Annotated in this window: 21 protein-coding genes, 1 pseudogene and 2 riboswitches; of the genes and pseudogenes, 2 read left to right on the top strand and 20 right to left on the bottom strand. The window is 36.7% G+C overall.

All coding sequences use genetic code 11. From position 1 onward, the window contains the following. The 14 genes and pseudogenes from K5Q14_RS03350 to K5Q14_RS03290 all read right to left on the bottom strand — a co-directional run bounded on the left by K5Q14_RS03350 (position 1) and on the right by K5Q14_RS03290 (position 17,014). Entirely contained in the window at positions 1 to 1,032 is a 1,032-nt protein-coding gene (locus K5Q14_RS03350) for an aldose epimerase family protein (RefSeq protein ID WP_220734416.1), read from the bottom strand. Then, complete coding sequence (locus tag K5Q14_RS03345; RefSeq protein ID WP_246587531.1) at positions 1,029 to 2,144, bottom strand: MFS transporter; 1,116 nt, start codon at positions 2,142 to 2,144, stop codon at positions 1,029 to 1,031. The genes K5Q14_RS03350 and K5Q14_RS03345 overlap by 4 nt, the downstream gene beginning before the upstream one ends. Continuing rightward, positions 2,116 to 2,385, bottom strand: coding sequence for a hypothetical protein (locus K5Q14_RS09755; protein WP_246587529.1), 270 nt, complete (start codon positions 2,383 to 2,385; stop codon positions 2,116 to 2,118). Before K5Q14_RS09755 ends, K5Q14_RS03345 begins: the two co-directional genes overlap by 29 nt. A gap of 260 nt (positions 2,386 to 2,645) precedes the next feature. Further along, the gene (locus K5Q14_RS03340; RefSeq protein ID WP_220734415.1) at positions 2,646 to 3,290 is read right to left on the bottom strand and encodes a YcjF family protein; all 645 of its coding nucleotides are present in this window, start codon (positions 3,288 to 3,290) and stop codon (positions 2,646 to 2,648) included. 177 nt (positions 3,291 to 3,467) lie between these two features. Next, positions 3,468 to 4,913, bottom strand: coding sequence for a cryptochrome/photolyase family protein (locus tag K5Q14_RS03335; RefSeq protein WP_246587527.1), 1,446 nt, complete (start codon positions 4,911 to 4,913; stop codon positions 3,468 to 3,470). Between the two features lie 140 nt (positions 4,914 to 5,053). Then, entirely contained in the window at positions 5,054 to 5,878 is an 825-nt protein-coding gene (gene thiM / locus K5Q14_RS03330) for a hydroxyethylthiazole kinase (RefSeq protein ID WP_220734414.1), read from the bottom strand. Positions 5,879 to 5,882: 4 nt separating this feature from the next. After that, positions 5,883 to 6,386 carry an energy coupling factor transporter S component ThiW gene (gene thiW / locus K5Q14_RS03325; RefSeq protein WP_220734413.1) on the bottom strand — a complete coding sequence of 168 codons (504 nt, stop codon included), beginning with the start codon at positions 6,384 to 6,386 and terminating at the stop codon, positions 5,883 to 5,885. A gap of 159 nt (positions 6,387 to 6,545) precedes the next feature. Next, positions 6,546 to 6,645, bottom strand: a riboswitch (TPP riboswitch). A 76-nt stretch (positions 6,646 to 6,721) separates the two neighbouring features. Next, positions 6,722 to 6,812, bottom strand: a riboswitch (TPP riboswitch). A gap of 62 nt (positions 6,813 to 6,874) precedes the next feature. Beyond that, on the bottom strand, positions 6,875 to 7,696 hold the full coding sequence (gene msrA / locus K5Q14_RS03320; protein WP_220734412.1) for a peptide-methionine (S)-S-oxide reductase MsrA: 822 nt from the start codon (positions 7,694 to 7,696) through the stop codon (positions 6,875 to 6,877). 92 nt (positions 7,697 to 7,788) lie between these two features. Then, positions 7,789 to 8,655 (bottom strand): YitT family protein, encoded by an 867-nt coding sequence (locus tag K5Q14_RS03315; RefSeq protein ID WP_220734411.1) that lies wholly within the window; start codon positions 8,653 to 8,655, stop codon positions 7,789 to 7,791. Positions 8,656 to 8,789: 134 nt separating this feature from the next. Beyond that, positions 8,790 to 10,556: an aspartate--tRNA ligase gene (aspS, locus tag K5Q14_RS03310; protein ID WP_220734410.1), complete on the bottom strand. Its 1,767-nt coding sequence runs from the start codon at positions 10,554 to 10,556 to the stop codon at positions 8,790 to 8,792. After that, entirely contained in the window at positions 10,556 to 11,854 is a 1,299-nt protein-coding gene (gene hisS / locus K5Q14_RS03305) for a histidine--tRNA ligase (RefSeq protein ID WP_220734409.1), read from the bottom strand. The genes aspS and hisS overlap by 1 nt, the downstream gene beginning before the upstream one ends. Positions 11,855 to 12,221: 367 nt before the next feature. Further along, positions 12,222 to 13,898, bottom strand: a complete 1,677-nt coding sequence (locus tag K5Q14_RS03300) for a glycoside hydrolase family 13 protein (RefSeq protein ID WP_220734408.1) — start codon at positions 13,896 to 13,898, stop codon at positions 12,222 to 12,224. 3 nt (positions 13,899 to 13,901) lie between these two features. Further along, positions 13,902 to 15,269, bottom strand: a pseudogene (locus K5Q14_RS03295) (SLC45 family MFS transporter). 68 nt (positions 15,270 to 15,337) lie between these two features. Continuing rightward, positions 15,338 to 17,014 (bottom strand): glycoside hydrolase family 13 protein, encoded by a 1,677-nt coding sequence (locus K5Q14_RS03290; protein ID WP_220734407.1) that lies wholly within the window; start codon positions 17,012 to 17,014, stop codon positions 15,338 to 15,340. Positions 17,015 to 17,125: 111 nt separating this feature from the next. Here K5Q14_RS03290 and K5Q14_RS03285 point away from each other — a divergent pair, with 111 nt between their 5' ends. After that, positions 17,126 to 18,118, top strand: coding sequence for a LacI family DNA-binding transcriptional regulator (locus tag K5Q14_RS03285; protein WP_220734406.1), 993 nt, complete (start codon positions 17,126 to 17,128; stop codon positions 18,116 to 18,118). A gap of 45 nt (positions 18,119 to 18,163) precedes the next feature. Here K5Q14_RS03285 and pgmB read toward each other — a convergent pair whose 3' ends face one another. The 5 genes from pgmB to K5Q14_RS03260 form a co-directional block, all read right to left on the bottom strand. Beyond that, complete coding sequence (gene pgmB / locus K5Q14_RS03280) at positions 18,164 to 18,835, bottom strand: beta-phosphoglucomutase (protein WP_220734405.1); 672 nt, start codon at positions 18,833 to 18,835, stop codon at positions 18,164 to 18,166. A gap of 2 nt (positions 18,836 to 18,837) precedes the next feature. After that, complete coding sequence (locus K5Q14_RS03275; RefSeq protein ID WP_220734404.1) at positions 18,838 to 19,821, bottom strand: aldose epimerase family protein; 984 nt, start codon at positions 19,819 to 19,821, stop codon at positions 18,838 to 18,840. A gap of 57 nt (positions 19,822 to 19,878) precedes the next feature. Beyond that, positions 19,879 to 22,137: a glycoside hydrolase family 65 protein gene (locus tag K5Q14_RS03270; protein ID WP_220734403.1), complete on the bottom strand. Its 2,259-nt coding sequence runs from the start codon at positions 22,135 to 22,137 to the stop codon at positions 19,879 to 19,881. Positions 22,138 to 22,194: 57 nt separating this feature from the next. After that, on the bottom strand, positions 22,195 to 23,544 hold the full coding sequence (locus tag K5Q14_RS03265; RefSeq protein WP_220734402.1) for an SLC45 family MFS transporter: 1,350 nt from the start codon (positions 23,542 to 23,544) through the stop codon (positions 22,195 to 22,197). A gap of 109 nt (positions 23,545 to 23,653) precedes the next feature. Next, positions 23,654 to 24,598, bottom strand: coding sequence for a LacI family DNA-binding transcriptional regulator (locus tag K5Q14_RS03260; RefSeq protein WP_220734401.1), 945 nt, complete (start codon positions 24,596 to 24,598; stop codon positions 23,654 to 23,656). A 115-nt stretch (positions 24,599 to 24,713) separates the two neighbouring features. Here K5Q14_RS03260 and K5Q14_RS09885 point away from each other — a divergent pair, with 115 nt between their 5' ends. Further along, positions 24,714 to 24,848 (top strand): hypothetical protein, encoded by a 135-nt coding sequence (locus K5Q14_RS09885; RefSeq protein ID WP_281419673.1) that lies wholly within the window; start codon positions 24,714 to 24,716, stop codon positions 24,846 to 24,848. A 51-nt stretch (positions 24,849 to 24,899) separates the two neighbouring features. On the opposite strand, the gene K5Q14_RS03255 is transcribed toward K5Q14_RS09885, so the two are convergent. After that, entirely contained in the window at positions 24,900 to 25,502 is a 603-nt protein-coding gene (locus K5Q14_RS03255) for a nitroreductase family protein (protein WP_220734400.1), read from the bottom strand. Positions 25,503 to 25,564 lie beyond the last annotated feature (62 nt).

Genomic DNA, 25,564 nt, shown 5'->3' with positions numbered 1-25,564 from the left:
TTATTCAACCTCCATTTTATTTTCTAATCCTGTTGTTACTTTAAAATAACGACTTTCGTGTGGCTTCAAGAAAATTAAACTACCCATATTTTTTGCTTGTGTATATCCTTCGGAACGACTGGTTGCGGGCAAAGCAAAAGCTGCTACCTGAAAATCAGAATTATACATCAACCATCTTGTTACATAAGGAAAATCCGTTGTATTGAATGCCACTTTAACCACATGACCATTCATGGTCATATTAAAATTAGCTATCTCAGTTATTTTATCTAATCTATCAGCAAAGTAAACTATTTCTGGATAAAAATATTTAACATCGTTTAATTTATTAACAAGGATTTTATTTTGTTTTAATTCAGATGTATAGTTCAGCCATTCAGCGGTTGGATGAATGTGACTAGGGACAGACAATCTTAAATTGAAAACATTATCAGGAATATTTTGAAAAATTTCAGCATGTTCTATAAAATTATAATTTAAATGTACCATATATTGTAGTGGCATTTTGTCAAAATTCGACAAATTTTTTACTGTCATTTCTATATCAAATAATGCGCTTCCTTTAGTTATAGTAACTGCTGGTTCGGCAAAATAATGCGCCCCAAATCCTTTAATATACTCTTTTTGGCTTTTAACAGTAATTTTATTTTCAGTAATTTCTAAACTTGAACTATCCATGATTGACAAAGGAAATTCGCCATGGGCTTGATGTGTATCTTCTGAGCTTGGATTCCCATTAGCTAGTAATCCTGAATGAAATTGAAAAGAACCATATGAGTCAACAATACTTTTTCCATTACGTGGTTGTTTAAAAGTGTTTTTCATTTTTAAATTTAAATTATCAAATATTGCATCCCAAATCATTAAGCCTTCAAAAGGAAGCACTATTAGGTATCCTCTTGAATTGACTATTTTTAATCCCTCAACATTAGAAGAATATTTAAACGTACTCACTGTAAATTCATGATTTTTCACTAAAACAGACTCTTTTTCGGAAAAGAAATAGTGATGTAATTCAATACATACTGTCATTGTTTATCACCTCTCAACTTATGATTAACTGGGTGCTTAATATAATGATAAGCAAACAATATCATAGCGCCAAAAGTGAGTAAGTGAACAGAGAAAGACAGTGACATTGATCCAGTGAAATCAGCTAACCAACCTTGGATCAAAGGCCAAAATGCCCCACCAATTACCATCATGACAATCATAGCTCCTGCCGTTTCGGTTTGTTGTGGATTTTTGATAAACCCAAGTGTTTCTGTATATATTGTTGCATACCCTGGACCCATTAAACCAGAAACGAGTATTGCAATATACACGCCATTGAAACTCCTATCAATTAACATATATGCAATCGCAATAAATCCTAGAATAGAATATCCGAGCAATACTTTCAAATGGGGAATTTTTCGCATCAAATAGTCAGCAATCACTCGTCCTAAGAAAAAGGCAATATAGCTATAGATGACAAAGTTAGAAGCATTGCGTTCGTTCAGGTGAGTATTTAATGTTAAAGCTAACCGTATAGTAAACGACCACACAGACACTTGCAAGCCAACATACATAAATTCAGTAAATAAGCCATAACAAAAATCTTTGTTTTTTAATAAATTAGTAATTGTTTCCCAAAGATTTTCATGCGCAGCAATATTAGATTGCTTCGGTTTGCTTTTAGGAAATTGAACAATTAAGAAAATTATAATCATTATCATAAGTACCATTATCATGTAACGATACGGTAGTAACGTTTTTCTCAGTGCGTTTTCTCCAAAAGCTATTTTAACAGTGCCGCTTAAACCTTTAAGCTGTGTTTCTAGATTATTTCCATTCGTGAAAATTAGATACTTTCCCAACAAAATGCCTGCAATAGAACCAATTGGTAAAAATGTTTGTGAGATATTCAATCTCAAGGTTCGCCCGCGTTCAGGTCCTAGTAATGCGGAGTACGTATCTGCAGAAGTTTCAATTAAACTTAGTCCTGTTGCCAGAACAAATAAAGCAATGAGAAAAAAACCATATGTCGCTGATGCTGATGCGGGGAAAAACAATGCGCTACCAATCAAGTATAATCCAAGACCAACAATGATTGTAAATTTATACGACGTCCTTTTAATTAAATATGAAGCAGGTATGGCCATAATAAAATATCCTAAAAAAAAAGGCACTTTGAACATACGCAGATGCAAAATTACTCAAATTAAATATTGTTTTAAATTGCGTAATTAAAATATCATTTAAACTAGCAGCTGCGCCCCACATAGGAAACAGCAATGATACAAGGACAAACTGAACAATTGGTGTTTTATTCACGTACCCATTGTCTAGTTCCCTACCACGAAATTTTACAAACTCAAAACGATGTGATTTATTCTGTTCCATTATTTTTTCCTTTCAATACCAAAGCTTAAAATGATAACGCTTACATCAAAGATAGTTATAACATTAAAATGAACATATGTCCATATTTATATAGAAATATATTTCATTTTTAATTTTAAACATTAAAAAAAACAGTCTAATATAAAATTAAACCGTTAAATAGACAACTATATTTATTAATTATTACGTTTATCATATAAAAATAATGATGCGCTTTTTAGGAGCTTTGGATACATTAACAAAGCAATGCTGTTAATTATTTATTTTTTTGACTTATTCAATGCCTTAAACAAAATATTAAATTGGCCTCTAAAAGACATGGCTTGTTCAAATAAATCTTCACCATCATTTAACATTTTCACGGTTGTCCATCCCAAGGCCTCGGTGATAGATACAGCCACAGATGCATTTATTGCAGCACCTGTAACAGTCCCAACAGCCGGAATAAATTTAATAATATTACCGACAGCGCTTCTGCCTAAACCGACTACTACCAGCTCTTTAGACAAGCTTTTCCCAACGCTTGCCGACCATGATTGACCAAACAATTTATGTAATCTAGACATCATTGTGAGCTGTATAGGGACGAGTAAAAATGCATCCGAAAATGGTATTGGTGAGCAACCTACAATTGCTGCACTAAGTGCTGCTGCATGAATAATTTGATGACATTTTATTTTCGTTTGATCGTCTACACCAACTAGAAATTCTGAAAAACTTCGTTCAACTTGATGTCGACTATTAAACAATATTTTTTCAGCTGTAGTCTTCGATTGATCAAAAGTATGTTGAATTATTTTTGATGTTTTCATTGGCATTTGTTTTAATACATCTGAAAAAAATGATTCAAAGACTTCTTCGTCTGAATTAACTTCATTTTTATTTTTTGGATGATTTTCCTTCATAAAATTACCACTTTCTTCAAATTATTAATAGCACACAAAAGACTTGTTTCAACACTAAACTTACCATACTAAGTACAACAATCTCAACATATTTGTTTTAAATAACTATTTATTTTTTATCACTTTGTAATTAACCTGTATTTATCGCTTGATAAAATTCGTTTATACTTTAATTTACTAAACATTGTTGAAAATATGCTTACTTTCTTTAAAAACAGCTATCGCTCGCGTTCTAGCCATTTTATGATTAACAATTGGCAAGGGGTAAGTCCCTGACAACTCAATATTATATTGTTTCTGTTCAGCTGATGTTAGCAAATTTGGCTCATGAATTTTTTCACCCTTTATGTTTGCTAATTCAGGGACAAATTGTTTAATAAAATATCCCTCTGGATCAAATTTTTTTGATTGTAACGTTGGATTAAATACTCTAAAATAAGGTACACTATCTGTTCCTGTAGATGCTGCCCATTGCCATCCCCCAATGTTACTGGCTGGATCATAGTCAACTAACATGTCTCGAAAATATGCTTCACCCCATCGCCAATCAATTAATAAATCTTTTGTTAAAAAAGATGCCACAATCATACGCAAACGGTTATGCATCCATCCGGTTTGATTCAGCTGTCTCATGGCTGCATCAATGATTGGAAATCCAGTTTGGCCTTTTTGCCATTTTTCAAAATTTAATTTATTATTTTCCCAAATAATATTTTGAAACTCAGGTCGTAAAGCATGCGTTTTTTGGTCAGGATACATTGTATAAATCATATTATAATAATCTCGCCAGCAAAGTTCTTTTATAAATGTCGTACGATCATCACTATCAGGCGCTTGTTTTACAGCTTCAAAAATTGTTCTAATAGAAATTTCACCGGTTCTTAAATATCGTGATAAATGGCTCGTGCCATTCAACATGGGCATATCGCGATTTTTTTCATAGTTAACTATTTTAGTTTGAATAAATTCTTTTAATGTTTTATTGGCTGACACTTCACCAACTTGATCGATATATGCATAATCATGTTTTTTATCAATCAGTTGATTCAACTTATTATCGAAATTTGCAAGTGGCAAACTGATATTTTTTTGACGAACATCGTTTATTTTAATTTTAATAGGTGGCTTTTTAGTTAATTCAACCCATTTTTTAAAATATGGTGTAAACATTTTATAATAATCACCATTATCTTTTTTGATTTCAGTGGCCTCATGTAGATTGTAATCTCCAAATGAATGAGGGTTAACCCCTAATACTTCTCGACAATATTTTTTGACTATGTCATCTCGTTGTTTACCATAACCACGTTCGTCAAAATTAAAATAAAGGTTTTGCCATTTAGGGCATAGCTTTTTAATTTTATCAAAAATGGTTATAGGATCACCTTGTAAAACATGCAAATAACTATTGTTATCTGTCAAATTATCTTTCAATTTTTGAACACTAGCAAAAAACGCACTTTGATTAACTGTACTTTTTTCAATTATTTGCGCTGGGTCTAAAATAAAAACCAGAATGACCTGTTCACTATGCTTTATCGCCTCTGATAATGCCACATTATCATTTATTCTTAAATCTCTACGAAACCACATCACACTTGTTTTATTCAAATTTTTTTCCATATTCCTATCGTAACCCGTCTATCAACTCATGTCTAGATCATCAACAGAGATCTTTTTTCATAATTTAGTAGTTTTTTTAATATAAAAATGCTTTGCACGATACTAGTTTCGATCGTGTAAAGCATTTTATTTTTACAATTTCAAACCTTATCAAAATAGCGAATAGCAGTCGACCAATTAACATCGTTTTTTAATAAACTGATTTGATTAAGCGTTTCTCTTCGAAAATCTTCCATGCCAATTGTTTTCTCAGCTGCAATTTCAGCTGCAATATTCAGATAACTAACAGCAAATAAACTAGCTTCCCATGCTTTTACGCCTGCTCCGAGAAGCGTAGCCATCATCGCACCAACTATGTCACCAGTACCAACAAAATTATCGAGCTGCGGCACGCCGTTTCTTAATATGATACATTGATACCTGTCAACAATAATATCCTGAGCCCCTGTAGCGACAAATACTGTATTTGGATATGCATTAGTTAGTTTTTTCAGAGCCACTATCAGTGTATTCAAAGCGTTTTCATCTTGATCTGCAATGTCACTATCTACACCACGCGCAGATGTTGATAAACCAACAAATCGCCTCATTTCAGAAATATTCCCCTTAACAATTGTTGGTTGATTGGCAACCAAGGACAACCCTAATTGTTGGCGTTGCATCGTGATCCCATAACCAACTAAATCAACAACAATTGGCTTATTTGTCGCTACAGATAGATTGCCTGCTACTCTTAAACTTTTTTCGTGAGATAAAGTCAATCTCCCCATGTTCAACAATACTGCATTCGTTGTTTGAAACAAATAATGGAATTCACGCGTGTCACTACTCATGATAGGTTTCCCACCTAAATATAAAACTGTGTTTGCGAGAGTCTCTAAGGTAATGTCATTAGTAATACAATGAATTAATGGTACACATTTAAACGGCATTAATTGTGCTATTTCTTTCATATTAGTTATCATATTCTCACCTTAAAAACATATCTTGTGCATGGTTAAAAGCATAAATCTTTGTTAACCTCACTAAAATAAAATAAGCAATGACTGAGCCAATCAAAGTTGCACCAATAAAACGTGGCGTATAAATAAACCAATACATGCCTTGCTGAGAGCCAGTATACCATACCATAACTGGGTATGATAGTAACGACCCAACTACACCTGTCCCTAGAATCTCACCAAACATTGCCCAATACATATTGTGCCCATATTTATAAAAAATTGCTGAGCCAAGAGCACCTAAAACTGCCCCTGTTAATGCCAATGGTAGTATTCCTAATACAACCATTCTAATAATACCAGTAATTATCGCCATAATTACAGCATACAATGGTCCTAATAATACACCTGCAATAATATTCATAACACTTGACATTGGTGCCATGCCCTCTATTCTAAAAACTGGTGATAGCACCACATCTAGTGCAATCATGATTGTCACAATGGTCATTTTTTTAATTTGTAAATTCATTTTAGTTGCTCCCTGATTATCTAATCGTTCTCATGCTGTACAAATTCATTTTCTTATTACATGTTCTTATTTATCCCTTCATTAAATGAAAAAAATGTCCCTTATACATAGTAATAAGGAGACACTTTTGCCGTTTTTCGTCTGATTAATCGGACCCATTAACAGTTGTGTTCACTTTCCTACGCTAGCATCAACTAGATCAGGTTCAAAGGGACAGATAAATATCATCTCAGTCATTATGACACCCCTAGTGATTATTATTTAGTTCTTGACATCATTTTTTAGACAATAAAAAAACATTTTTCTCATACTAAAGAAAAATGCCACCTAAAAAAATAATTAGTGTCGCACTTTCCTACGCCAGTATAATCTGGTTCAGGTTCAAAGAGTTCTTCTCAGCCATTTTCGGCGCCCCTAGTACAAAATCTATTGTAACATATAATGTTTTTTAGTGCTTCAGCCATATCAAAATAATCTGAACATACGCTTTATTTTTTAAACAATCGATGTATATTAATAGTTAGCCGTTGTAAAAGAAAATACAATCGCCGTGACTGCTTTATTTTGCGATAACGACCTTTATTTTTTTTATAAAAATCTTGATGAAAATTTTCAGCAAGCCAAAATGTTGTGGCATTCTCGATTGCTACAACAATCGGTCGTGTATAACGATGCGCTGCAATAACTGTTTGTTTTGATTGTTCAGCAATTTGACGTTGTTGCGCATCATTTACAAAAATAATGGGTCGATAATTATCACCACGATCATCAATTTGACCTAAATCATCGGTTGGATCAATCAATTGCCAATAAATATCTACTAACTGTTGGTATGATATCAATCGTCTATCAAACAATATTTCAACCGCTTCAACATGTCCAGTATATTGCCCAACAACCTGATCATATGTTGGTTGACGCCAATTACCACCAGTATAGCCAGAAATAACAGAAATGATACCAGGAAGCCTATCAAATGGTTCAACCATACACCAAAAGCAGCCACCAGCAAAGATTGCGCGTTCTTGATAAGGCGGATTTGGTGCCGCATGCAATGCCACTTTATCTTGTGAATCTGTTTGTGGTTGTCCATTTATTTTTAAATAAAAATCCATCACATCTGGTGTTAAATTATTTCTTGTAGCTAAAGGTTTCAGACCATTATTTAGTACATCAAGGCGGTCATTAAATCGCACGCCAGACTGCTCATCCTTTGCCTGTAATAGCAAGTCACGTTCCCATTGTCTTGTGGCAGGATTCAAAATCAGGTTATAGATTTCTTGCTGCACCTCATCTGATCTTAAATGCATTTATCACACCACCTATATACTATTTTTCAATATATTTAACTGTTAAAGTGACTATGATTTTTAAACTTGTTTTATGACCATCTTAATTATTTTTATAACTCTGGCTCATAGAACCGTCCAACCGTATGCTCAATTTTCCAAGTTGATGAGAAAGCATGCTCGTCAACAGATTTAATGGCTTCTCGTAATTCAAAACGTTCTTGTTGTGTAATGACAGTTAACAGTACTGCACGCTTTTCACCAGTATAACCACCCTGTGCATCGTTGATAATCGTCACACCACGCCGCATATTGTCATAAATGCCCTGCACCATTTCCTCAGGTTTCGTCGTGATAATCATAACCTGCATCTGCTGCTGTCTTGTAAAGAATGCATCAATCATTCGAGAACTCACAATAACGCCAACAATAGAGTAAAGCGCATATTTCCAACCATAAGTTAGGCCGGCACCAATCATAATTAAAGCGTTGAATCCTAAGTTGACTGGTCCCATTTTAAGACCAAATCTTTTTTTAACTAAAAGTCCAATAACGTCAAGGCCCCCAGTACCAACACCATATCTTAGTGCCGTCCCAACTGCCATGCCGTTTAAAGCACCACCAAACAATGCATTAATTAACGGATCTGATGTTAATACACGTGTCGTATCAAATAGTGGCATTAACGCTGCGCTCAATAACACTGCTAACGTTGTAAAAGTTGCAAATCGCCATGATAATTGCCACCAAGCAATAATTAACATGGGTAAATTAACCAAAGCTAATGCTAATGCAACAGGAATCTTCCCACCGGTCGATGTTGAAACCAATTGCGCAAATCCTGTAAAACCAGACGAATAAATGTGCCCTGGTCGCCAAAAATAGTTCATTGCAACAGCAACAATTACAGCATAAAATATAGCTCCTCCAATGCGGCCTGTATAACGATGTTTCATAAAATTATGGAAAAATTTTTGCATGATTTTTGTACTTACTCGCACATTTCCTTTAAATAATGTATTTTAAATCGTTTAATCTATTGACTATAAAAACATAATAATTATAATTTATAAAACACTTATTCTACTATTATAACATTTTTACATTTTACTGATTAAATTTCTGTCGCAGACAAACCAAGATCATTTAATTGCTTATCGTCAACACGCGTAGGTGCTTGAGTCATGGGTTCTGTAGCACGTGAATTTTTAGGGAAAGCAATGACTTCGCGAATATTTTCTTGTCCTGCTAGTAACATGGCCAACCGATCCAATCCAAGGGCAATGCCTCCCATTGGTGGAAAACCAAACGCCATACCTTCTAGTAAGAAACCAAAAGCTTCATGGGCTGCTTCAGGTGTAAATCCAAGCGCCTTTAGCATTTTCTCTTGGATATCCATACTGTTAATACGAATTGAACCAGATCCTAGCTCATAACCATTCAAAACCAAGTCGTAACTTTGTGCATGTGCTTTATGTGGGTCTTCACCTTCATCTAAATAATGAAGATCTTCTTCGTTTGGCATAGTGAATGGGTGGTGTGCTGCAATCCAACGATCAAAATCTTCAGAATACTCGAATAATGGCCAATCAACAATCCAAGCAAAGGCCCATGGATTTTCTTGATTAACTAATCCTAAATCCTTGGCGGTTTGACGTCGTAAATAATCTAATGTTGCCGCAACAACATCCGTCCGACCTGCACCAAACAATAGTAAATCACCAACTTTGGCGCCAGCTGCGTGAATTAAATCATCTCCCTCTGAGAAAAACTTTGCAATTGGGCCCTTAAGTCCCTTGTCAGTCACCTTTAACCAAGCTAAGCCTTTAGCTCCAAAACGTTCAATGTATTGTGCTAATTTATCAATATCTTTGCGTGAATATTTGTCGGCTCCACCTGGGACAGCTATAGTTTTGACAACGCCACCTGCTTTAATAGCATTGGCAAAGACGCCAAAATCTGATGTTTTAACAAGTGATGATAGATCTGTTAATTCATAAGCAATGCGTAGATCCGGCTTATCAGTCCCAAATCTATCCATAGATTCCTTCCAAGTCAATGTTGGGATTTGTGTTGTATCCAGATCAAAATTCACAACATCATGCATCATCGTTTTAACCCATGCGTTAACTAAAGTCCGAATTTCGTCCGCTGACATAAATGATGTTTCAACATCCATTTGTGTGAATTCTGGTTGACGATCACCTCTTAAATCTTCATCACGAAAAGCACGTGCAATTTGAAAATAACGATCAAATCCAGCACCCATTAAAAGCTGTTTAAACAACTGTGGTGATTGTGGTAAAGCATAGAATGAGCCAGGAAATATTCTTGAGGGCACAAGATAGTCTCGTGCACCTTCAGGTGTTGATTTAGCTAAAATTGGTGTCTCAATGTTGATAAAATCATTTTGGTCCATAAAGTGCATGGCACTTGACATGATTTTTGAACGAATGCGTAAATTTTGTTGCATTTCTGGACGGCGCAAATCTAAGTAACGATATTTTAATTTCAATTCTTCGTTTGCATTGACATCGTTTTCAATATAAAATGGTGGTGTTTTTGAGGTGGCTAAGATTTTTGCCTTCGTGACATTAATTTCAATTTTTCCCGACTGAATCTTATCATTAACTTGATTGTCATTTCGATTAACAACTAGACCAGTAATTGATATGACATATTCACTGCGCATCTCTTCTGCCACTGATAATGCGCTCTGATTAGTTGCATTAAAAGTCAATTGCACGATACCTTCACGATCACGTAAATCAACAAAGATAAGATCTCCAAAATCACGGCGTTTTTGTACCCATCCTGACAAAGTAACTGTTTGTCCAAGATATTTTTCATCTATTAGTCCTGCATATGCTGTTCGTTTCATTATTTATCTCCTTCTGAAGCAATGATTGTTGGTAAATTCGTATACAAATCTGCTAGTTTGACAGTCTGTTGTTGACCAGTTGACATGTTTTTAATATTAGCAGTTTGATCAACCAACTCCTGGTCACCAATAGTTATAACGTATTTACTATCGCTACGGTCAGCGCTTTTAAACTGTGCTTTAGCAGAACGACCAAGGTAGTCACGATCTGCAGCATAGCCAAATGATCGAATTGCTTGCACAATTTGCATGGCAACAACAGCAGTACCATCCCCAATGTTAACCACATAAAAATCTAACTTATCATCAATTAGTGGTGCAACATTTTGCGCATTAAGTAAGCCTACTAAGCGTTCCATCCCTATACCAAATCCAACACCAGGTGTTTCTGGTCCACCAAATTCTGCTACTAATCCCGAATAGCGACCCCCACCAGCAATTGTAGCAGCACCTTTCAAGCTATCATCAAGCGTCATAATTTCAAATATTGTATCATTGTAGTAATCCAAACCACGAACCATTGTTGCATCAATCTCATAATTAATATTTAATGCACGCAACATGGCTTGCACTTGCTCAAAATGCTCAGCGGCTTCGTCTGATAAAAAGTCTAATATTGAAGGCGCGTCAGCAACAAACACTTTATCGCGAGGATCTTTTGAGTCCAAAACACGTAGTGGGTTTTGTTCTAGTCGATTTTGTGAATCAGTAGATAGTTCATCAACATGTGGTTTTAAATAATCAATTAAAGCCTGACGATAAGCTGCTCGTGATGCTTGATCACCCAATGTATTAATGGCTACTTTTAAATTTTTAAGCCCTAATGTTTGAAATAAATCGACAGCCATTGCAATAATTTCAACATCTAACGCGGGTGATTTTGATCCAAATGCTTCTACACCAATTTGATGAAATTGACGAAAACGTCCAGCTTGTGGTCGTTCGTAACGAAACATCGGTCCCATATAATAAGCTTTGTAAGGCTTATCAAATTCTGGGCCATATAATTTATTTTCAACATATGCTCGTACAACGCCTGCTGTGCCTTCAGGTCGTAATGAAATATGGCGATCTCCTTTATCATGAAAGTCGTACATTTCTTTGGTCACCACATCGGATGTGTCTCCTGCTGATCGTGAAAAAACATCAAAATTTTCAAATAATGGTGTTCGTATTTCTTTAAAATTATAATCACCAAATAATAGACGCGCGATACTTTCGACATGTTGCCACTGTGATGTTTTGTCCGGCAATAGGTCAGCCGTTCCCTTTGGTCGTTGAAATGTTGGTTTTGCCATTTTTATTTAACTGTCGCTACAATACTTTGTACTAAAGTAGCAACATATTCTCCTTTAAAATTTTAATATCTAACCTGAAAAAGCGCCCTCAACGATTACTCGTTAAGGGCGCTTTTGCGCGGTACCACCTTAGATATTGATGTTTTTCAACACCACTTTGAAAGCTTATCGCGCTCCCACGCACTGTCTTAAACAACAGTGACCTCCAAGGTGTCACAAATCATGTTGTCGTTTTGCTCACATCGTCCGCAAAATTTCTGTTTATCCAAACTATGATTTTTCCAATTCATCGGCTTTAATATATGGTCTAATCATATCTTTAAAGTCATGCAAAGTCAAGTTAATTAGCCAATTTCAAGCAGGCATTTCAAAACCGATAAACTTTTGATTCGTAAGGACGTAAAGTATTGCCTTGATCATCGCCATAGTTACTAATTAACACTTCAGCATTCTTAGCTACGTGATAATCACGTGTTAACGTTTGGTCAGTAAAATTGTTAATAACAAGTAGTTGCTCATCATCATCCACACGTCGATAAGCATAGACTTGATCGTCATTTGGGTCTAAGAGCTGATATGTCCCCGTTGTCATAATAGTTAACTCATGACGCAAACGAATAAGTTTTTGATAATAATAGAAAATTGAATTTGGATCAGCTAATGCAGCCTGCACATTAATTGTTTGAAAATTATCATTTAACTTAAGCCAAGGTTCACCTGTAGTAAAGCCAGCGTTTTGACTGTCATCCCACTGCATCGGTGTCCTTGCATTATCTCTGCCTTTTGCATGAACATAACGCAACATCGTTTTTTCGTCTATTAAGTGATCTTTATCAATCAAATACTTAAAGGCATTTTTAATTTCGATATCATCAAAATCTGAGCGTTTTAAATTATAAGCATTGGTCATACCAATTTCTTCACCTTGATAAATATAAGGCGTTCCCTGCATGAAGTGAAGTAATGTTGCGGCCATTTTAGCTGAAACAACACGGTATTCTGGTCGATCATCACCATATCGGCTCACAGCACGTGCTTGATCGTGATTGTCCCAATAAAGTGAATTCCATGCCTTATCAGCTAGTTTATTTTGCCATTTTGACAAATTTTGTTTTAAATCAATCAAGCTTACTTTTTTATCGTACCATTTTCCAAGCGCTGGATTAGGATTATTATCTAATCCCATATGTTCAAATTGGAAAACCATGTTCAATTCAGACGTATCTTTGTCAGCGTATTTAATGGCATTATCGATATCAACACCAGATGCTTCACCAACTGTCATCATATCAGCTCTGTTTAGAACTTTTTGACGCATTTCTTTAAGATATTCGTGAACGTGTGGGCCGTTAGCAACAGCCTGATCTGAGTTACCATATTCACCATCCTCAGGGACTACGCCATCTGGCAAACCATCAGGTTTCGAAATTAAAGAAATGACATCCATTCGAAAACCATCAATTCCTTTATCCACCCAGAAATTCATCATATCAAAGACCGATTGACGCACTTTAGGATTAACCCAGTTCAAATCAGGTTGCCCTTCAGCAAATAAATGTAAATAATATTGGCCAGTTGCTTCATCGAATTTCCATGCTGGACCCGAGAAGAATGAACCCCAATTGTTTGGTTCATGGCCATTAACTGAATCTCGCCAAATATAAAAATCACGTTTATCGTTATCTTTTGAAGAGCGACTTTCAATAAACCATTGATGTTGATCGGACGTATGATTAACAACCAAATCCATTAATATTTTAATATTTTTATCATGTGCTTTTTTCAATAAGCGGTCAAAATCAGCCATGTCGCCAAACTTAGCGTTGATGTCTTCATAATCAGAAATATCATAGCCATTATCTTGATCAGGAGAAGCGTAAACTGGATTCAACCAGATAACATCTGCGCCTAATTTTTCAATATAATCTAATCTTTGCTCAATGCCTTGTAAATCCCCAATGCCATCACCGTTAGCATCTTGAAATGAACGCGGATAAACTTGATACACCACCGCTTTTTGCCACCATTTAATATTCTTTGTCATGAGTTATATTCCTTTTTTTATTCTGTCTGTTTGTGAATCATCTTCTTTAACTATCCAAATTAAGCAACCACCAATTATTAACGCCACACCAGCAATAGCTAACATATGTGCCATTGAATGTCCAACAAGTGGAAAAATAGCAAAACTTGCAATGGAAGCTACGATTTGGGGAATGCATATGAAGCAATTAAATAATCCGAGATAAATGCCATCATGTTTACCGTTTAAAGCATTAGTCAATATCGTAAATGGTATAGAAATAATAGCAATCCAGCCGATACCTATTAATGTGAATCCCAATATTGATGACAGATGTGTATGTCCATATGCAACAACCATAAAGCCAATTCCACCAGCAATTAAACTGAAGAAAAATGCCCATTTACGTGTTTTTTTATTGAGATGTTGAAAAAAAATACCAACTATTATTGCCACAACCTAATAGACTGCCTGTAATATACCAAACCAATTTCCAGCTGCTTGATATCCAGCAGACGCAGGGTCTGACACACGCCAAATGTTCTCTGATAAAGCACCAGTAGAGTAAGTCCACATATATGGAATACCAAACCAAACAAAGAATTCAACGATACCTAGTGTCCAAAACACCTTAGGTGCATTTTTTAAGATATCGACAAATGAGTCACGCTTTTCGTCATTAACTGTGATGCCATGGTAATAAGCCAGTGTTTCTGGATCATATTCTTTTACATTGATAACTGTAAATATAGTAGACAACAACAATATAACTGCTGCAACATAAAATGATATTTTGACCGAATCAGGTACGACACCTCGCGCCGCTGTATTAGAAATACCGAAAACTGTTAACACAAATGGAAATATAAAGGCAATCACACCACCTAAACTGCCCCACATATTCTGTAGTGTCCACGCTTTATCTGTTTGCTTCTCACTAACCATATCTGGAATGATCATTTTAAATGGCTGCATGGAAACATTGGCAGACAAATCCATAAATAATACAGTGACTGCACCAAACCATAAAGCTGTCATGGAACCATATCCAAACCCAAACGAACCGGTATTTGGTAATAGTAATAAAACAATAATCGATACTAAGCAACCACCAATCAAATATGGTATCCGCCGTCCTAACTTTGGAATCCATGTTTTATCTGAAAACAGACCAATTAAGGGTTGTGTTATCATGCCAGCTAGTGGCGGTAAAATGAAGAAAAAACCCAATTGTGTAGGATCTGTTCCTAATGTTTGAAATATTCGGCCCATATTACCAGTCTGAACTGAAAAGGCAACTTGTACGCCAGCATAACCAAACGTCATTAAAAACAATTGCATACTTGTGAGCCTTGGTAACTGCCCCTTTGTTTGCGTCTTACTATTTAACATATTCACGCTCCTTTGAAGTGATTTTAATTAGTGATTGCAATTTAAGTAACCGCTTACATTTACGAGAATTAAATGCCTGAAAAATAAACTTTTGATTCATAAGGTCGTAGCTCATCACCTTGGTCGTCTTCGTAATTACTAAGCAGTAGGTTCGCGCCAACATTTAATGGATAATGCCGTGTTTGAACTTGATCTGTAAAATTACTGATGATTAGCAACTCTGAATCTTTGGTAATGCGCTTATAGGTGTATACTGACTCATCATCGATATCCAATATCTGATAGTGCCCATTGGTGATAATTGGCATTTGTTGCCTAAGAGCAATTAATTTTTTGTAGAAATAAAAGATAGATTTTTGATTGGTCAGCGATTGGGCAACATTTATTGTTGCGTAGTTGTCGTTCACACCTAACCATGGTTTACCATTTGTAAACCCAGCGTTTTTTGTATTATCCCATTGCATGGGCGTCCGAGCGTTATCTCTGGATGAATGATGCACATACGTCATCATTTTTTCTGGCATAACCCGCTTTTGTCGATTAACTAAATCGTCAAAGGCATTCAGCGTATCAATATCTCGATACTGAGAGATTGATGGCCAATTGACATTAGTCATCCCAATTTCCTCACCCTGATAAATGTAAGGCGTGCCTTGCATAAAATGTAACGTTGTCGCCAACATTTTAGCAGACAAGACACGATACTGTTGGGAATCATTGCCAAACCGAGACACAACACGAGGACGATCATGATTGTTCCAATACAGGCTATTCCAAGCTTTTCCTTCTAAATCATTTTGCCACTTAGACAGAATTTTTTTCAAATCAACTAACTTAAAGCGCTCATCACTCCATTTACCAAGCCCTTCTCGACTATTATCTATTTCAGTATGTTCAAATTGAAAAATCATTTGTAACTCGTTAGAATTGAAACCAGCATATCGCATCGCATCTGCGGTTGTCACTCCGGGTGTCTCGCCGACTGTAATAATATCATGTTGTGATAATACCTTTAAATTCATTTCCTGCAGATATTGATGGACATTTGGTCCATTAGCCACAAATGTCATCGATGAACCATGACTGTTAGCATTAACATCTGGATCGTTTGGTAACCCATTTTGTTTAGAAATTAAATTAATGACGTCCATTCTAAACCCATCAATTCCTTGCCTTAACCACCAAGACATCGTATCGTAAATTTCTTGCCTCAGCTTTGGATTTTCCCAATTCAGGTCAGGTTGTTTTTTTGAGAAGAGGTGTAAGTAGTATTGTTGCGTTTTAACATCAAATTCCCAAGCCGATCCACCAAAGTCAGACAGCCAATTATTTGGTTCATGACCAGCCACTGGATCCCGCCAAATATAGTAATCACGGTATGGATTATTTATTGATGATTGACTTTGTTGAAACCATTCATGTTCATCAGACGTATGATTGACAACTAAATCCATCATAATTTTTAAATTTAGCTGATGAGCAACCGAAATCATCTCTTGCATATCAGCCATCGTGCCAAATTCTGGTAAGACCTTACGATAGTCACTAATGTCGTAACCATTATCATCATTTGGTGATTGGTAAATTGGACTAAGCCAAATCACTTGAACACCCAGTTCTTTTAAATACGGTAATCGTTGAATGATACCGGGAATATCACCAATGCCGTCGCCATTGCTGTCCTGAAAACTGCGTGGATAAATTTGGTAGACAACTGTCTTTTGCCACCAATTGTTTTTGACCATTATTTTTCCTCATCATTCTTTTGTTAAATATTTTGAGTAAACGTTTACGCAATTATTATTGTAACCGCTTTCATTTTATTTGTCAACCAATTTTAGGTTATAATATAACTTATGACTATTACAATTAAAGACATTGCACATAAAGCTGGCATATCAACAGCATCCGTCTCACGCATTTTGACCAATCGTGGGCGTTTTAGTGAGGACACGGCACAGCGAGTAAGAGAATTAGCTAATGAATTAGGTTACTTCAAAAATCAATCAGCTGCAGACCTATCACAAAAAGCAAGTCGCGTGATTGGTGTTTTAGTGCCCATCACTCACACAAACTTCGCTGATGAAATTATAAAAGGCATGCAACACAAAGCTTACGAACTGGGTTATGAGTTATTAATTGCTTTTGTTGAAACTAACAGTCAACAACAAACAGAAACTGTCAAATCACTTTTGTCACGGCAATTATTAGCAGTTGTTATGCTAGCACTTGATATTGAAGACGCTGTGTTTGACATTTTAAAAAGTGCAAATGTTACACTTTTGAGTGTCTCTAACCAGCTTAATAATGATATTCCCTCAATTTCGTCTGATAATTATGCTATGATGCACACCATTGTCGATTATTTATATGATCATGGTCATCGTCAAATAGCTTTAATAGGCTCTTCTGATGCTGATCCTATTGTTGCAATTTTAAGACGTCAAGGATATATTGATGCTTTGGCATCTCACGATATCACGTACAATCCCGATTTTATTTGGGGCGTTGAAATGACTTATCAAACTGGCATAGAGGCCATTAAAAAATTTGGCTTACCGTTGCCATTTACTGCAGTCATTGGATCAGCTGATATCATCAGTATTGGTTTACTTAATGGTGCCCGAGATGCTGGTATTTCTGTACCTAATGATTTATCTATTGTAACCGTTGATGGGACAGAATTAACACAATTAACACGGCCTGTTTTAACAGCCGCTCAACAAAATTTCACCAAAATGGGCGAATTAGCGATCAGTAACCTCGCTAATAACTCATTGTCATCACATAGCGTTATCTTTACAGATATCACCTTCATTCCAGGTGGAACAGTTACAACAATCGCTTAAAACAGCAAAAAACGCCGGTTTAACCGGCGTTTTTTTATTGATTATTTATGTCATTTTAGCTTCAATATTAACTAGCGTAATTTCTGCAGTCGAAGCAAAGTTCAAGTCTGCATCCGATAACACATCAGCTTGCCCAATTGCCAATGATGTTTCACCTGCACCATTAATTGAAGTAATGCCAGCAGCAGAATCTTCTAAACCAATAACATGGGCTGGATTTAAGTTAAGCAGGTCAGCTGCGCGAACAAAAATTTCAGGATTCGGCTTGCCATGCTTTAAAGTTGCTGGGTCAACAATGCCGACAAAATAATTCGTTAGACCCAAATGATCTAAGATCATTGGTGCATTTTTAGAAGCCGAAGCCACAGACATTGTGTACCCAACTGCTTTAATAGATTCAATAAATGCTTTCATTCCCGGTAAAATATCAGCTTCAGTCAATGTCGAAATTAGTTGTTGGTAGTTATGGTTTTTCTTTTCTGCCAATGCCTCTTTAGCGGCTTGAGAAAAATCCTCAGCATGGCCACCAGCATCTAAAATCATCTGTAACGACGCCATGCGGCTGATACCTTTCAACCCTTCTGCCAGTTCCGGTGTCCAAGTTGTGCCTACCTCATCAGCAGTCTGACGCCAAGCTTCGCCATGAAAACGTGCTGTATCAGCAATAACGCCATCCAAATCAAAGGCAAAGCCTTTAATATCTGAAAATTTAGCCATTCTTATTTATCCTCACTTTTTTTAATTTGGTAAGTTACCGTATATGTTTTTGTGTCATTTGCTGGCAAAACAATATCGCCAAAACCTTCATGATTGACCGCATCAGGCAATGTCTGCATCTCAATAGCCAACGCAGTCTTAATTGAACTACTATCATCAGGGTTAGCAGTAAAGATAACAACACCATTACGATCTGAATCAACGGTCAATGTCACAGTTTCATCAGGCGAAGTGAGGCCCACGCTTACTCCTTGACGATCGGGATCGCATACCCAAGCATCATCATAATGTTCTTGTCCCAAAGCATGCAAATGCGCGAAATCAAATTTGGTAAATTGATTGTCAATCAATTTACCAGTTGGAATTGTATCATGATTAACTTCAAGATGTTGTCGCGATGCAATTTGTAATTTGTGTTGACTAATATCTTTGTTTTTTCCTACTAAATTAAAGTAGACATGCGTCATCGGATTAAACAATGTATTTTCAGTTGAAACGCCACTAAATATAATTTCTAAACGATCCTCGTCATCCAAACGATAAGTCACTTGTGCATCTAGTTGACCAGCAAATTCATCATCAAAAGTTCGTGTAAAAATAACTTCAGCTGCTGTTTCCATATGATGTGCTTCGCCGTGCCAATTAACAGCATCGAAGCCATTAATCCCGGAATGTAGAACATTGCCATGATCATTAGGTGTCAAAGTAAACTGTGTGCCATTAAGAGTATATTCAGTCTTTGACAGACGCCCACCGACACGACCAATTGTATTACCAAAGTGGAACGGATTATCTAAGTATGCGGCTAAATCGTCAAATTGCACTAGCAATTCTTGTTTTTCGCCATCACGCTCAACTGAAAATGATTGCCAAGTCGCCCCATACGAAATCGCTGTGATTTGTGTATGATTGGTATTTTCTAGGGTAAATGCTGTCACGATTTTGCCGTCAGGTAACTGCCCAAATTCTTTTTCTACTACCTTCATGATACCCTTTCCTGCTATATTGCAAATGAGCGATTCCTCGCTCATTCTTAATTCTCATTATTTTGTCAACGTGACATCTTGACCCAATAAGTCAATAATCAATGGTTCACCTGAAATCAAGTCAACATGCGCCCCTTGACCATCGACTGACACTTCCAAAACATGACCGCGAAATACCAAACGAAAGGCATATTTTGTCCAGTTCTTTGGCAAGAACGGTTTCAAATGAAGCTTGTTGTCACGAACACGCATGCCAGCGAAACCTTGCACAATTGCTAGCCATGAACCTGTCATAGCGGTTATATGCAAACCATCTGACGTATCGTTATTGTAGTTGTCCAAGTCCAAACGGGCCGCACGTTCGTACATCTCAATCGCTTTATCCACCATTTGTAAGTCAGCAGCCAAAATTGAATGAACTGATGGCGACAACGATGATTCATGCACTGTCAGTGGTTCATAGAATTCGAAGTTGCTACGCTTTTCTTCTTTTGTGAATGCGTCTGGGAAATAGAACATGGCATGTAATGTATCAGATTGCTTAATATATGGTGATCGCAAGATGCGATCCCATGACCAATTTTGGTTAATTGGTCGAATGTCTTGTGGCATATCAGCAATTGGTGTCAAATCTTTATCCAAGAATGTATCATGCTGAACAAAGATATGCTTTTTACCTGTTTTGGTTTCAACATCAGCCTCTGGCAAGTACATTTTATCAACAATTTCTTGCCACTTTGCTAATTCATCATTAGTCAAAGCTAACTTTGCTTTTTCATCAGCATTAATTTCATCATAGTGTTCAAGCGAATATTGTAAGACCCATTTAGCCATCCAGTTCGTGTAGAAATTATTATTAACATTGTTCTCATACTCGTTAGGACCCGTAACACCATGAATCATATACTTATCGTTTCGTGCAGAATAATGAACACGATCAGCCCAGAAACGGGCAATATTATACAAAACCTGTGCGCCATCACCATCTAACCATGAGTGATCGCCCGTGATGTTAGTGTAATTGTAAATTGCATAAGCAATGGTGGAATTACGGTGAATTTCTTCAAACGTAATTTCCCACTCGTTGTGTGACTCAATACCATCAAAGGTTACCATTGGGTACAGAGCACCTTTCAATCCTTGTTCTTTGGCATTATGGAAAGCGCCATCCAATTGGTCAAAACGATATTGTAGCAATGAACGGGTCACTGATGGGTCAGCAACACCAAGATAAACAGGAATTGCAAAGGCTTCCGTATCCCAATATGTGGCCCCACCATACTTTTCACCCGTGAAACCTTTTGGTCCAATGTTCAAGCGTGGATCATTGCCATAATAAGTTGAGAATAGTTGGAATAAATTGAAACGAATACCTTGTTGCGCAGCATCGTCACCTTCAATCTGGACATCGGCCTTTTCCCAACGATTTGCCCACTCTTGTGCATGCGCATTGTAAATATCATCATATGATTTTGTAGCAATATCTTTGGTCAATGTGTCACCTGCAGCAATGATTTTGTCTAAACCGTCGTAGTCACGTGAAGTTGTCACAATGATACGTTTTTCAAAAATCACTGAACCTTTTGCTGGTACTTCAATATCAAAGTTATCTGTCACTTCCTTCTCAGAGCGATTGCTACCGTGCTTTTCGCCGCCAACAAAACTTTGACGTGCAACAACAGTAAATTGTGGCACACCAAATGGATTTTCAATGGTTTGCGTAGCAATGAATGATGCATTTGTTTCATTGCCAGCATCCAAAACTTGCCAGAATTTCTCATCGTAGTTAGCGTCTTCATTGGCAACATCGCCGTCGATACTAGCATCAAATCGAATTTGGTGCTTTTGACCATCAGCTGATGACAAGTCATAATGAACATCTGCCAATTCCTTAACTGCTGCTGAAACCAAACGCGTAATATTAAACTTTACACCAAATACAGTAAAAGTACGCTTCAACACACCAGTTTTCATATCTAAAGATACTTCGAAATCAGTCACGTCATTTTTAGCTAAATCAACTTGATTACCGTCTACGTGAATGTCTGCTTTGACATAGTTTAATGCATTGATGGCTTTACCAAAATAAAGTGGATAACCATTTTTCCACCAACCAACACGTGTTTTATCAGGGAACCAGACACCACCAACGTAAATGCCTTGATGTGTGTCACCAGAGTACACTTCTTCAAACATACCGCGCATGCCCATGTACTCGTTCCCCAAACTCGTCATAGATTCTTGCAGACGCTTATCTTCAGGATTCAAATCATGTGATGTGACTGTCCAAGGATCAACTTCAAAAATTCGTTTCATAAGACTTTTTACCTCTTCAATTTTTCTAATGCTTCGCTTCAGCGCTAAACATTATTGTTATGCATTCACAGGATTACTATGAATTTCGTTAATAAATCCCACACTAATTGCACCAACTAGCATTAAGATACCGGAAACCAATATCATTGATGGAAAATGTGAACCAAGTGCTGGGAACACTACGAAACTTGCAACTGAGGCAACAATTTGTGGTAAGCAAATTGAACCATTAAACAAGCCTAAATACGTACCCATGTGATCACCGGGCAGCGCATTGGTTACCATAATAAATGGATATGCCATCATGCCAGCCCATGAAATACCGATTAGAATAAATGATGCAATTAATAAGTACTGTGAGTGGATAAAGAACACTGAGGTGAAACCAATTGCGCCTAATAATAATGATAAAGCATAACCTGTCTTATTCTTTGTTGCTGGAATCTTTGACAAAACTAATGACCATAAGACTGCAGCAACTGCATACACTGCGGACATGATACCGAACCAGTTACCACCATTTTGATAACCAGCTGTGGTTGGGTCGGTCGCATGAAAAATATTGTCAGCCACAGCGCCAGTACCATACGTCCACAAATACTGGAACGCCATCCAGCAGAAGAATTGCGTCAACGTTACCATCCAAAATGTCTTAGGTGCGCGCTTTAACAATGTTACGAATCCACCCTTCCCATCATTTGGTATATTTAAAGCATACCCATGATACAACTCATATGTGGCGTTATCGTATTCTTTAACATTGAAGACTGCGATCAGTGAAAAAACAACTAGAACAATCGCACCAACATAGAATGAAATAATAACTGATGCTGGTACTTGACCTTTAGGTGCTGTGTTGGCAACACCAATTGCTGTCAATAAGAATGGGAAAATCGTTGCCAGAACAGAACCAGTATTTGATAAGAAGCTCTGAATTGAATAAGCATATGATTTTTGATCTTCATTAACCATGTCACCAACAACCATTTTAAAAGGTTGCATGGCAACATTTGAACTCAAATCCATGAATAAAATCGTGATAGCACCAAACCATAAACCAGCAGTTGTTGAGAGCCCAAAACTACCAGAGTTTGGTAACAAGAACATCACAATAACAGATACTAAAGCACCAACTAATAAGTAAGGCATTCGACGTCCAAAACGCTTCGTCCATGTACGATCTGAGAAATAACCAACAAGTGGTTGAACAAACAGCCCTGCCAACGGTGGTAAAATAAAGAAAAATCCCAGTTTCGTTGGGTCCGCACCTAACGTCTGAAAAATACGCCCCATTTGGGAACTCTGCAGTGAGAATGCCATTTGTACGCCCAAAAAGCCGAAACTCAGCATCCAAATCGTGCTAAGTGGTAAATTCGGCAATCCCTGCCCTGTTTTTTTGTTAGCCATAGTAATCTCCTTCAAACTAAATTTTTTCATGTAAACGTTTACAATATTTAGTATAAGACACGCTATCATCAAATGAAATAGCCAACGAGCTGTTAACGGTAACATCTTTTTAGGCCCGAGTTGTATCACGACGTATTAACTCTGGTGCTATACGTTGCATTACCAGTTCACTATTTTGTAATTGCAAGAACAAATTGTCTACCAGTGATTGCGCAATTTTTGCAAATGGTTGATGAACTGTGGTTAATTGTGGCGATGAAATTTGATCAATAAATACACCATCAAATCCAATCACACCATATTGTTCCGGTACGCCGTTTTTTTTGTTCAAGGCGCGCACAACACCTAATGCAATACGATCAGTTGCACAAACAATACCTGTATTTTTAGGTAATTGTGCCATAATGTTGTGAATTAATTGTTCTGCTATATGTGAGTGATTGGCTACAGTATAGACTCTTGATACACGTTTTTTGGCAACCATTGTGTCTAAATAGCCCAACTCACGTTCATTTGAAAAAGGTAAATCAACATCCATACCAACATAAATAATTTTTTGATAGCCAGCATTAATCATGTGCCTTGTCGCTAACATCGTTCCAATTCGATTATCAACGTCAACATATGCCATATCGTGATCTGTTGGTGATTCGCCATAAAGGACAACCGGTACACGTAACGCTTCTAATGCTAATAAGTCCGATTGACGCCATCCACTGACGATGATGCCATCAATATGGTCATTATCAGTGATTGTCGTACTAATTTCCAAAGTATAACCTTTTTGATTCAAAACATCGGCAAGGTGTAATAATAAAATAGCATAATTAGGTTCGACCGTAACAACATCTTCCAGTACTAAAAATTGAATCACATAGTTTTGGTGATTCACCAACGCTTTAGCAATACGATTTGGCTGATAGCCAATTAACTCAATCGCTGCCATAACAGCTGTTCTCACTTCCGTAGACACTTTTTCAGGATGATTTATCACCCGACTAACCGTCATTTTTGACACATGTGCTTGATGTGCGACATCCGCTAAATTCACCATAGAGTTTCTCCTTATTCGTCAGTTGCCTTCATTTTACCACGGTCGACCTTATTTTATTTAACCTTTCACGCATAAAATAAGGTATACTATTAAAGACACAAAAAGGAGTTATACTATGGGACGTTATCAAATTGATTTTAAACAAAAGCAAGCTAATGCTAATTACAAGTCAGGTCAACAAACACAATTGACTAAGGCCGAACAAGTTGCTGCTTTAAAAGCGAAGTTTACGCAAACAAAAAGCAAGTGAGAAATCTGAAAATTCAGGTTTCTCACTTGCTTTTTAGTAACTATAATTAGCTTATGATTTAAACAATTTAAAGCGATCCTCATCAGCTACAAATGTTTTATCATCTGCTGGTGATTCAATTGATCCAAAAGGCATTTGTGCTCGTAAACGCCATGATGATGGTACGTTAAAGCTTTCTGCCACTTGTTCATCAATCAGTGGATTATAATGCTGTAATGACGCACCAAGTCCAGATTCTGTTAGTGCTAACCATGTTGCATACTCAGCAATACCATGTCCTTGTTCCGACCAGTCATAAAAATTTTCAGCATATAACGGAATATTTTCTTCAAAAGACTTAACTACTGATGTATCGGTAAAAAATAAAATAGTCCCATATCCAGCTTTAAATGCACTATTAATCTTAGCTAACGTATTATTATAAGTGGCTTCATCTGGCACTTCTAATTTTAGACGGTCTGCAGTTAACTGCCACAATTTTTCATGCGAGTCCCCAGTCAATACGATTGTACGTACAGTCTGATTATTAAATGCTGTTGGTGAATTTTTAACAGCAGATTTTACAATTTCAAAAATATCTTCGGGTGTTTGAGTCATTTTTTTGCCCAAAACGTAGGTCGTTCGCCGCTGCTTTTGTAAATCGGTAAATGTCATAATTATTTTTTGCGTTATATCAAGTATTGGACAAGTTTAGCCAATACTTAGTGCCACACAGT

The sequence above is a fragment of the Leuconostoc inhae genome (assembly GCF_019656015.1).
GTDB classification, from domain to species: Bacteria; Bacillota; Bacilli; order Lactobacillales; family Lactobacillaceae; genus Leuconostoc; species Leuconostoc inhae_A.
The sequence above is the reverse complement of the archived record's forward strand: the minus strand, read 5'-3'. Positions and strand labels throughout refer to the sequence as shown.

Excerpts from the sequence above, each read along its gene's own strand:
- K5Q14_RS03290 (WP_220734407.1), bottom strand. The coding sequence starts at position 17,014 with ATGGTCAAAAACAATTGGTGGCAAAAGACAGTTGTCTACCAAATTTAT.
- K5Q14_RS09755 (WP_246587529.1), bottom strand. The coding sequence starts at position 2,385 with ATGGAACAGAATAAATCACATCGTTTTGAGTTTGTAAAATTTCGTGGT.
- K5Q14_RS03345 (WP_246587531.1), bottom strand. The coding sequence starts at position 2,144 with ATGGCCATACCTGCTTCATATTTAATTAAAAGGACGTCGTATAAATTT.
- K5Q14_RS03265 (WP_220734402.1), bottom strand. The coding sequence starts at position 23,544 with ATGGCTAACAAAAAAACAGGGCAGGGATTGCCGAATTTACCACTTAGC.
- K5Q14_RS03285 (WP_220734406.1), top strand. The coding sequence starts at position 17,126 with ATGACTATTACAATTAAAGACATTGCACATAAAGCTGGCATATCAACA.
- aspS (WP_220734410.1), bottom strand. The coding sequence starts at position 10,556 with ATGAAACGAACAGCATATGCAGGACTAATAGATGAAAAATATCTTGGA.
- K5Q14_RS03335 (WP_246587527.1), bottom strand. The coding sequence starts at position 4,913 with ATGGAAAAAAATTTGAATAAAACAAGTGTGATGTGGTTTCGTAGAGAT.
- K5Q14_RS03315 (WP_220734411.1), bottom strand. The coding sequence starts at position 8,655 with ATGCAAAAATTTTTCCATAATTTTATGAAACATCGTTATACAGGCCGC.
- K5Q14_RS03275 (WP_220734404.1), bottom strand. The coding sequence starts at position 19,821 with ATGAAGGTAGTAGAAAAAGAATTTGGGCAGTTACCTGACGGCAAAATC.
- thiM (WP_220734414.1), bottom strand. The coding sequence starts at position 5,878 with ATGATAACTAATATGAAAGAAATAGCACAATTAATGCCGTTTAAATGT.
- K5Q14_RS03350 (WP_220734416.1), bottom strand. The coding sequence starts at position 1,032 with ATGACAGTATGTATTGAATTACATCACTATTTCTTTTCCGAAAAAGAG.
- K5Q14_RS03255 (WP_220734400.1), bottom strand. The coding sequence starts at position 25,502 with ATGACATTTACCGATTTACAAAAGCAGCGGCGAACGACCTACGTTTTG.
- thiW (WP_220734413.1), bottom strand. The coding sequence starts at position 6,386 with ATGAATTTACAAATTAAAAAAATGACCATTGTGACAATCATGATTGCA.
- msrA (WP_220734412.1), bottom strand. The coding sequence starts at position 7,696 with ATGCATTTAAGATCAGATGAGGTGCAGCAAGAAATCTATAACCTGATT.
- K5Q14_RS03340 (WP_220734415.1), bottom strand. The coding sequence starts at position 3,290 with ATGAAGGAAAATCATCCAAAAAATAAAAATGAAGTTAATTCAGACGAA.
- pgmB (WP_220734405.1), bottom strand. The coding sequence starts at position 18,835 with ATGGCTAAATTTTCAGATATTAAAGGCTTTGCCTTTGATTTGGATGGC.
- K5Q14_RS09885 (WP_281419673.1), top strand. The coding sequence starts at position 24,714 with ATGGGACGTTATCAAATTGATTTTAAACAAAAGCAAGCTAATGCTAAT.
- hisS (WP_220734409.1), bottom strand. The coding sequence starts at position 11,854 with ATGGCAAAACCAACATTTCAACGACCAAAGGGAACGGCTGACCTATTG.
- K5Q14_RS03270 (WP_220734403.1), bottom strand. The coding sequence starts at position 22,137 with ATGAAACGAATTTTTGAAGTTGATCCTTGGACAGTCACATCACATGAT.
- K5Q14_RS03260 (WP_220734401.1), bottom strand. The coding sequence starts at position 24,598 with ATGGTGAATTTAGCGGATGTCGCACATCAAGCACATGTGTCAAAAATG.
- K5Q14_RS03300 (WP_220734408.1), bottom strand. The coding sequence starts at position 13,898 with ATGACAAAGAATATTAAATGGTGGCAAAAAGCGGTGGTGTATCAAGTT.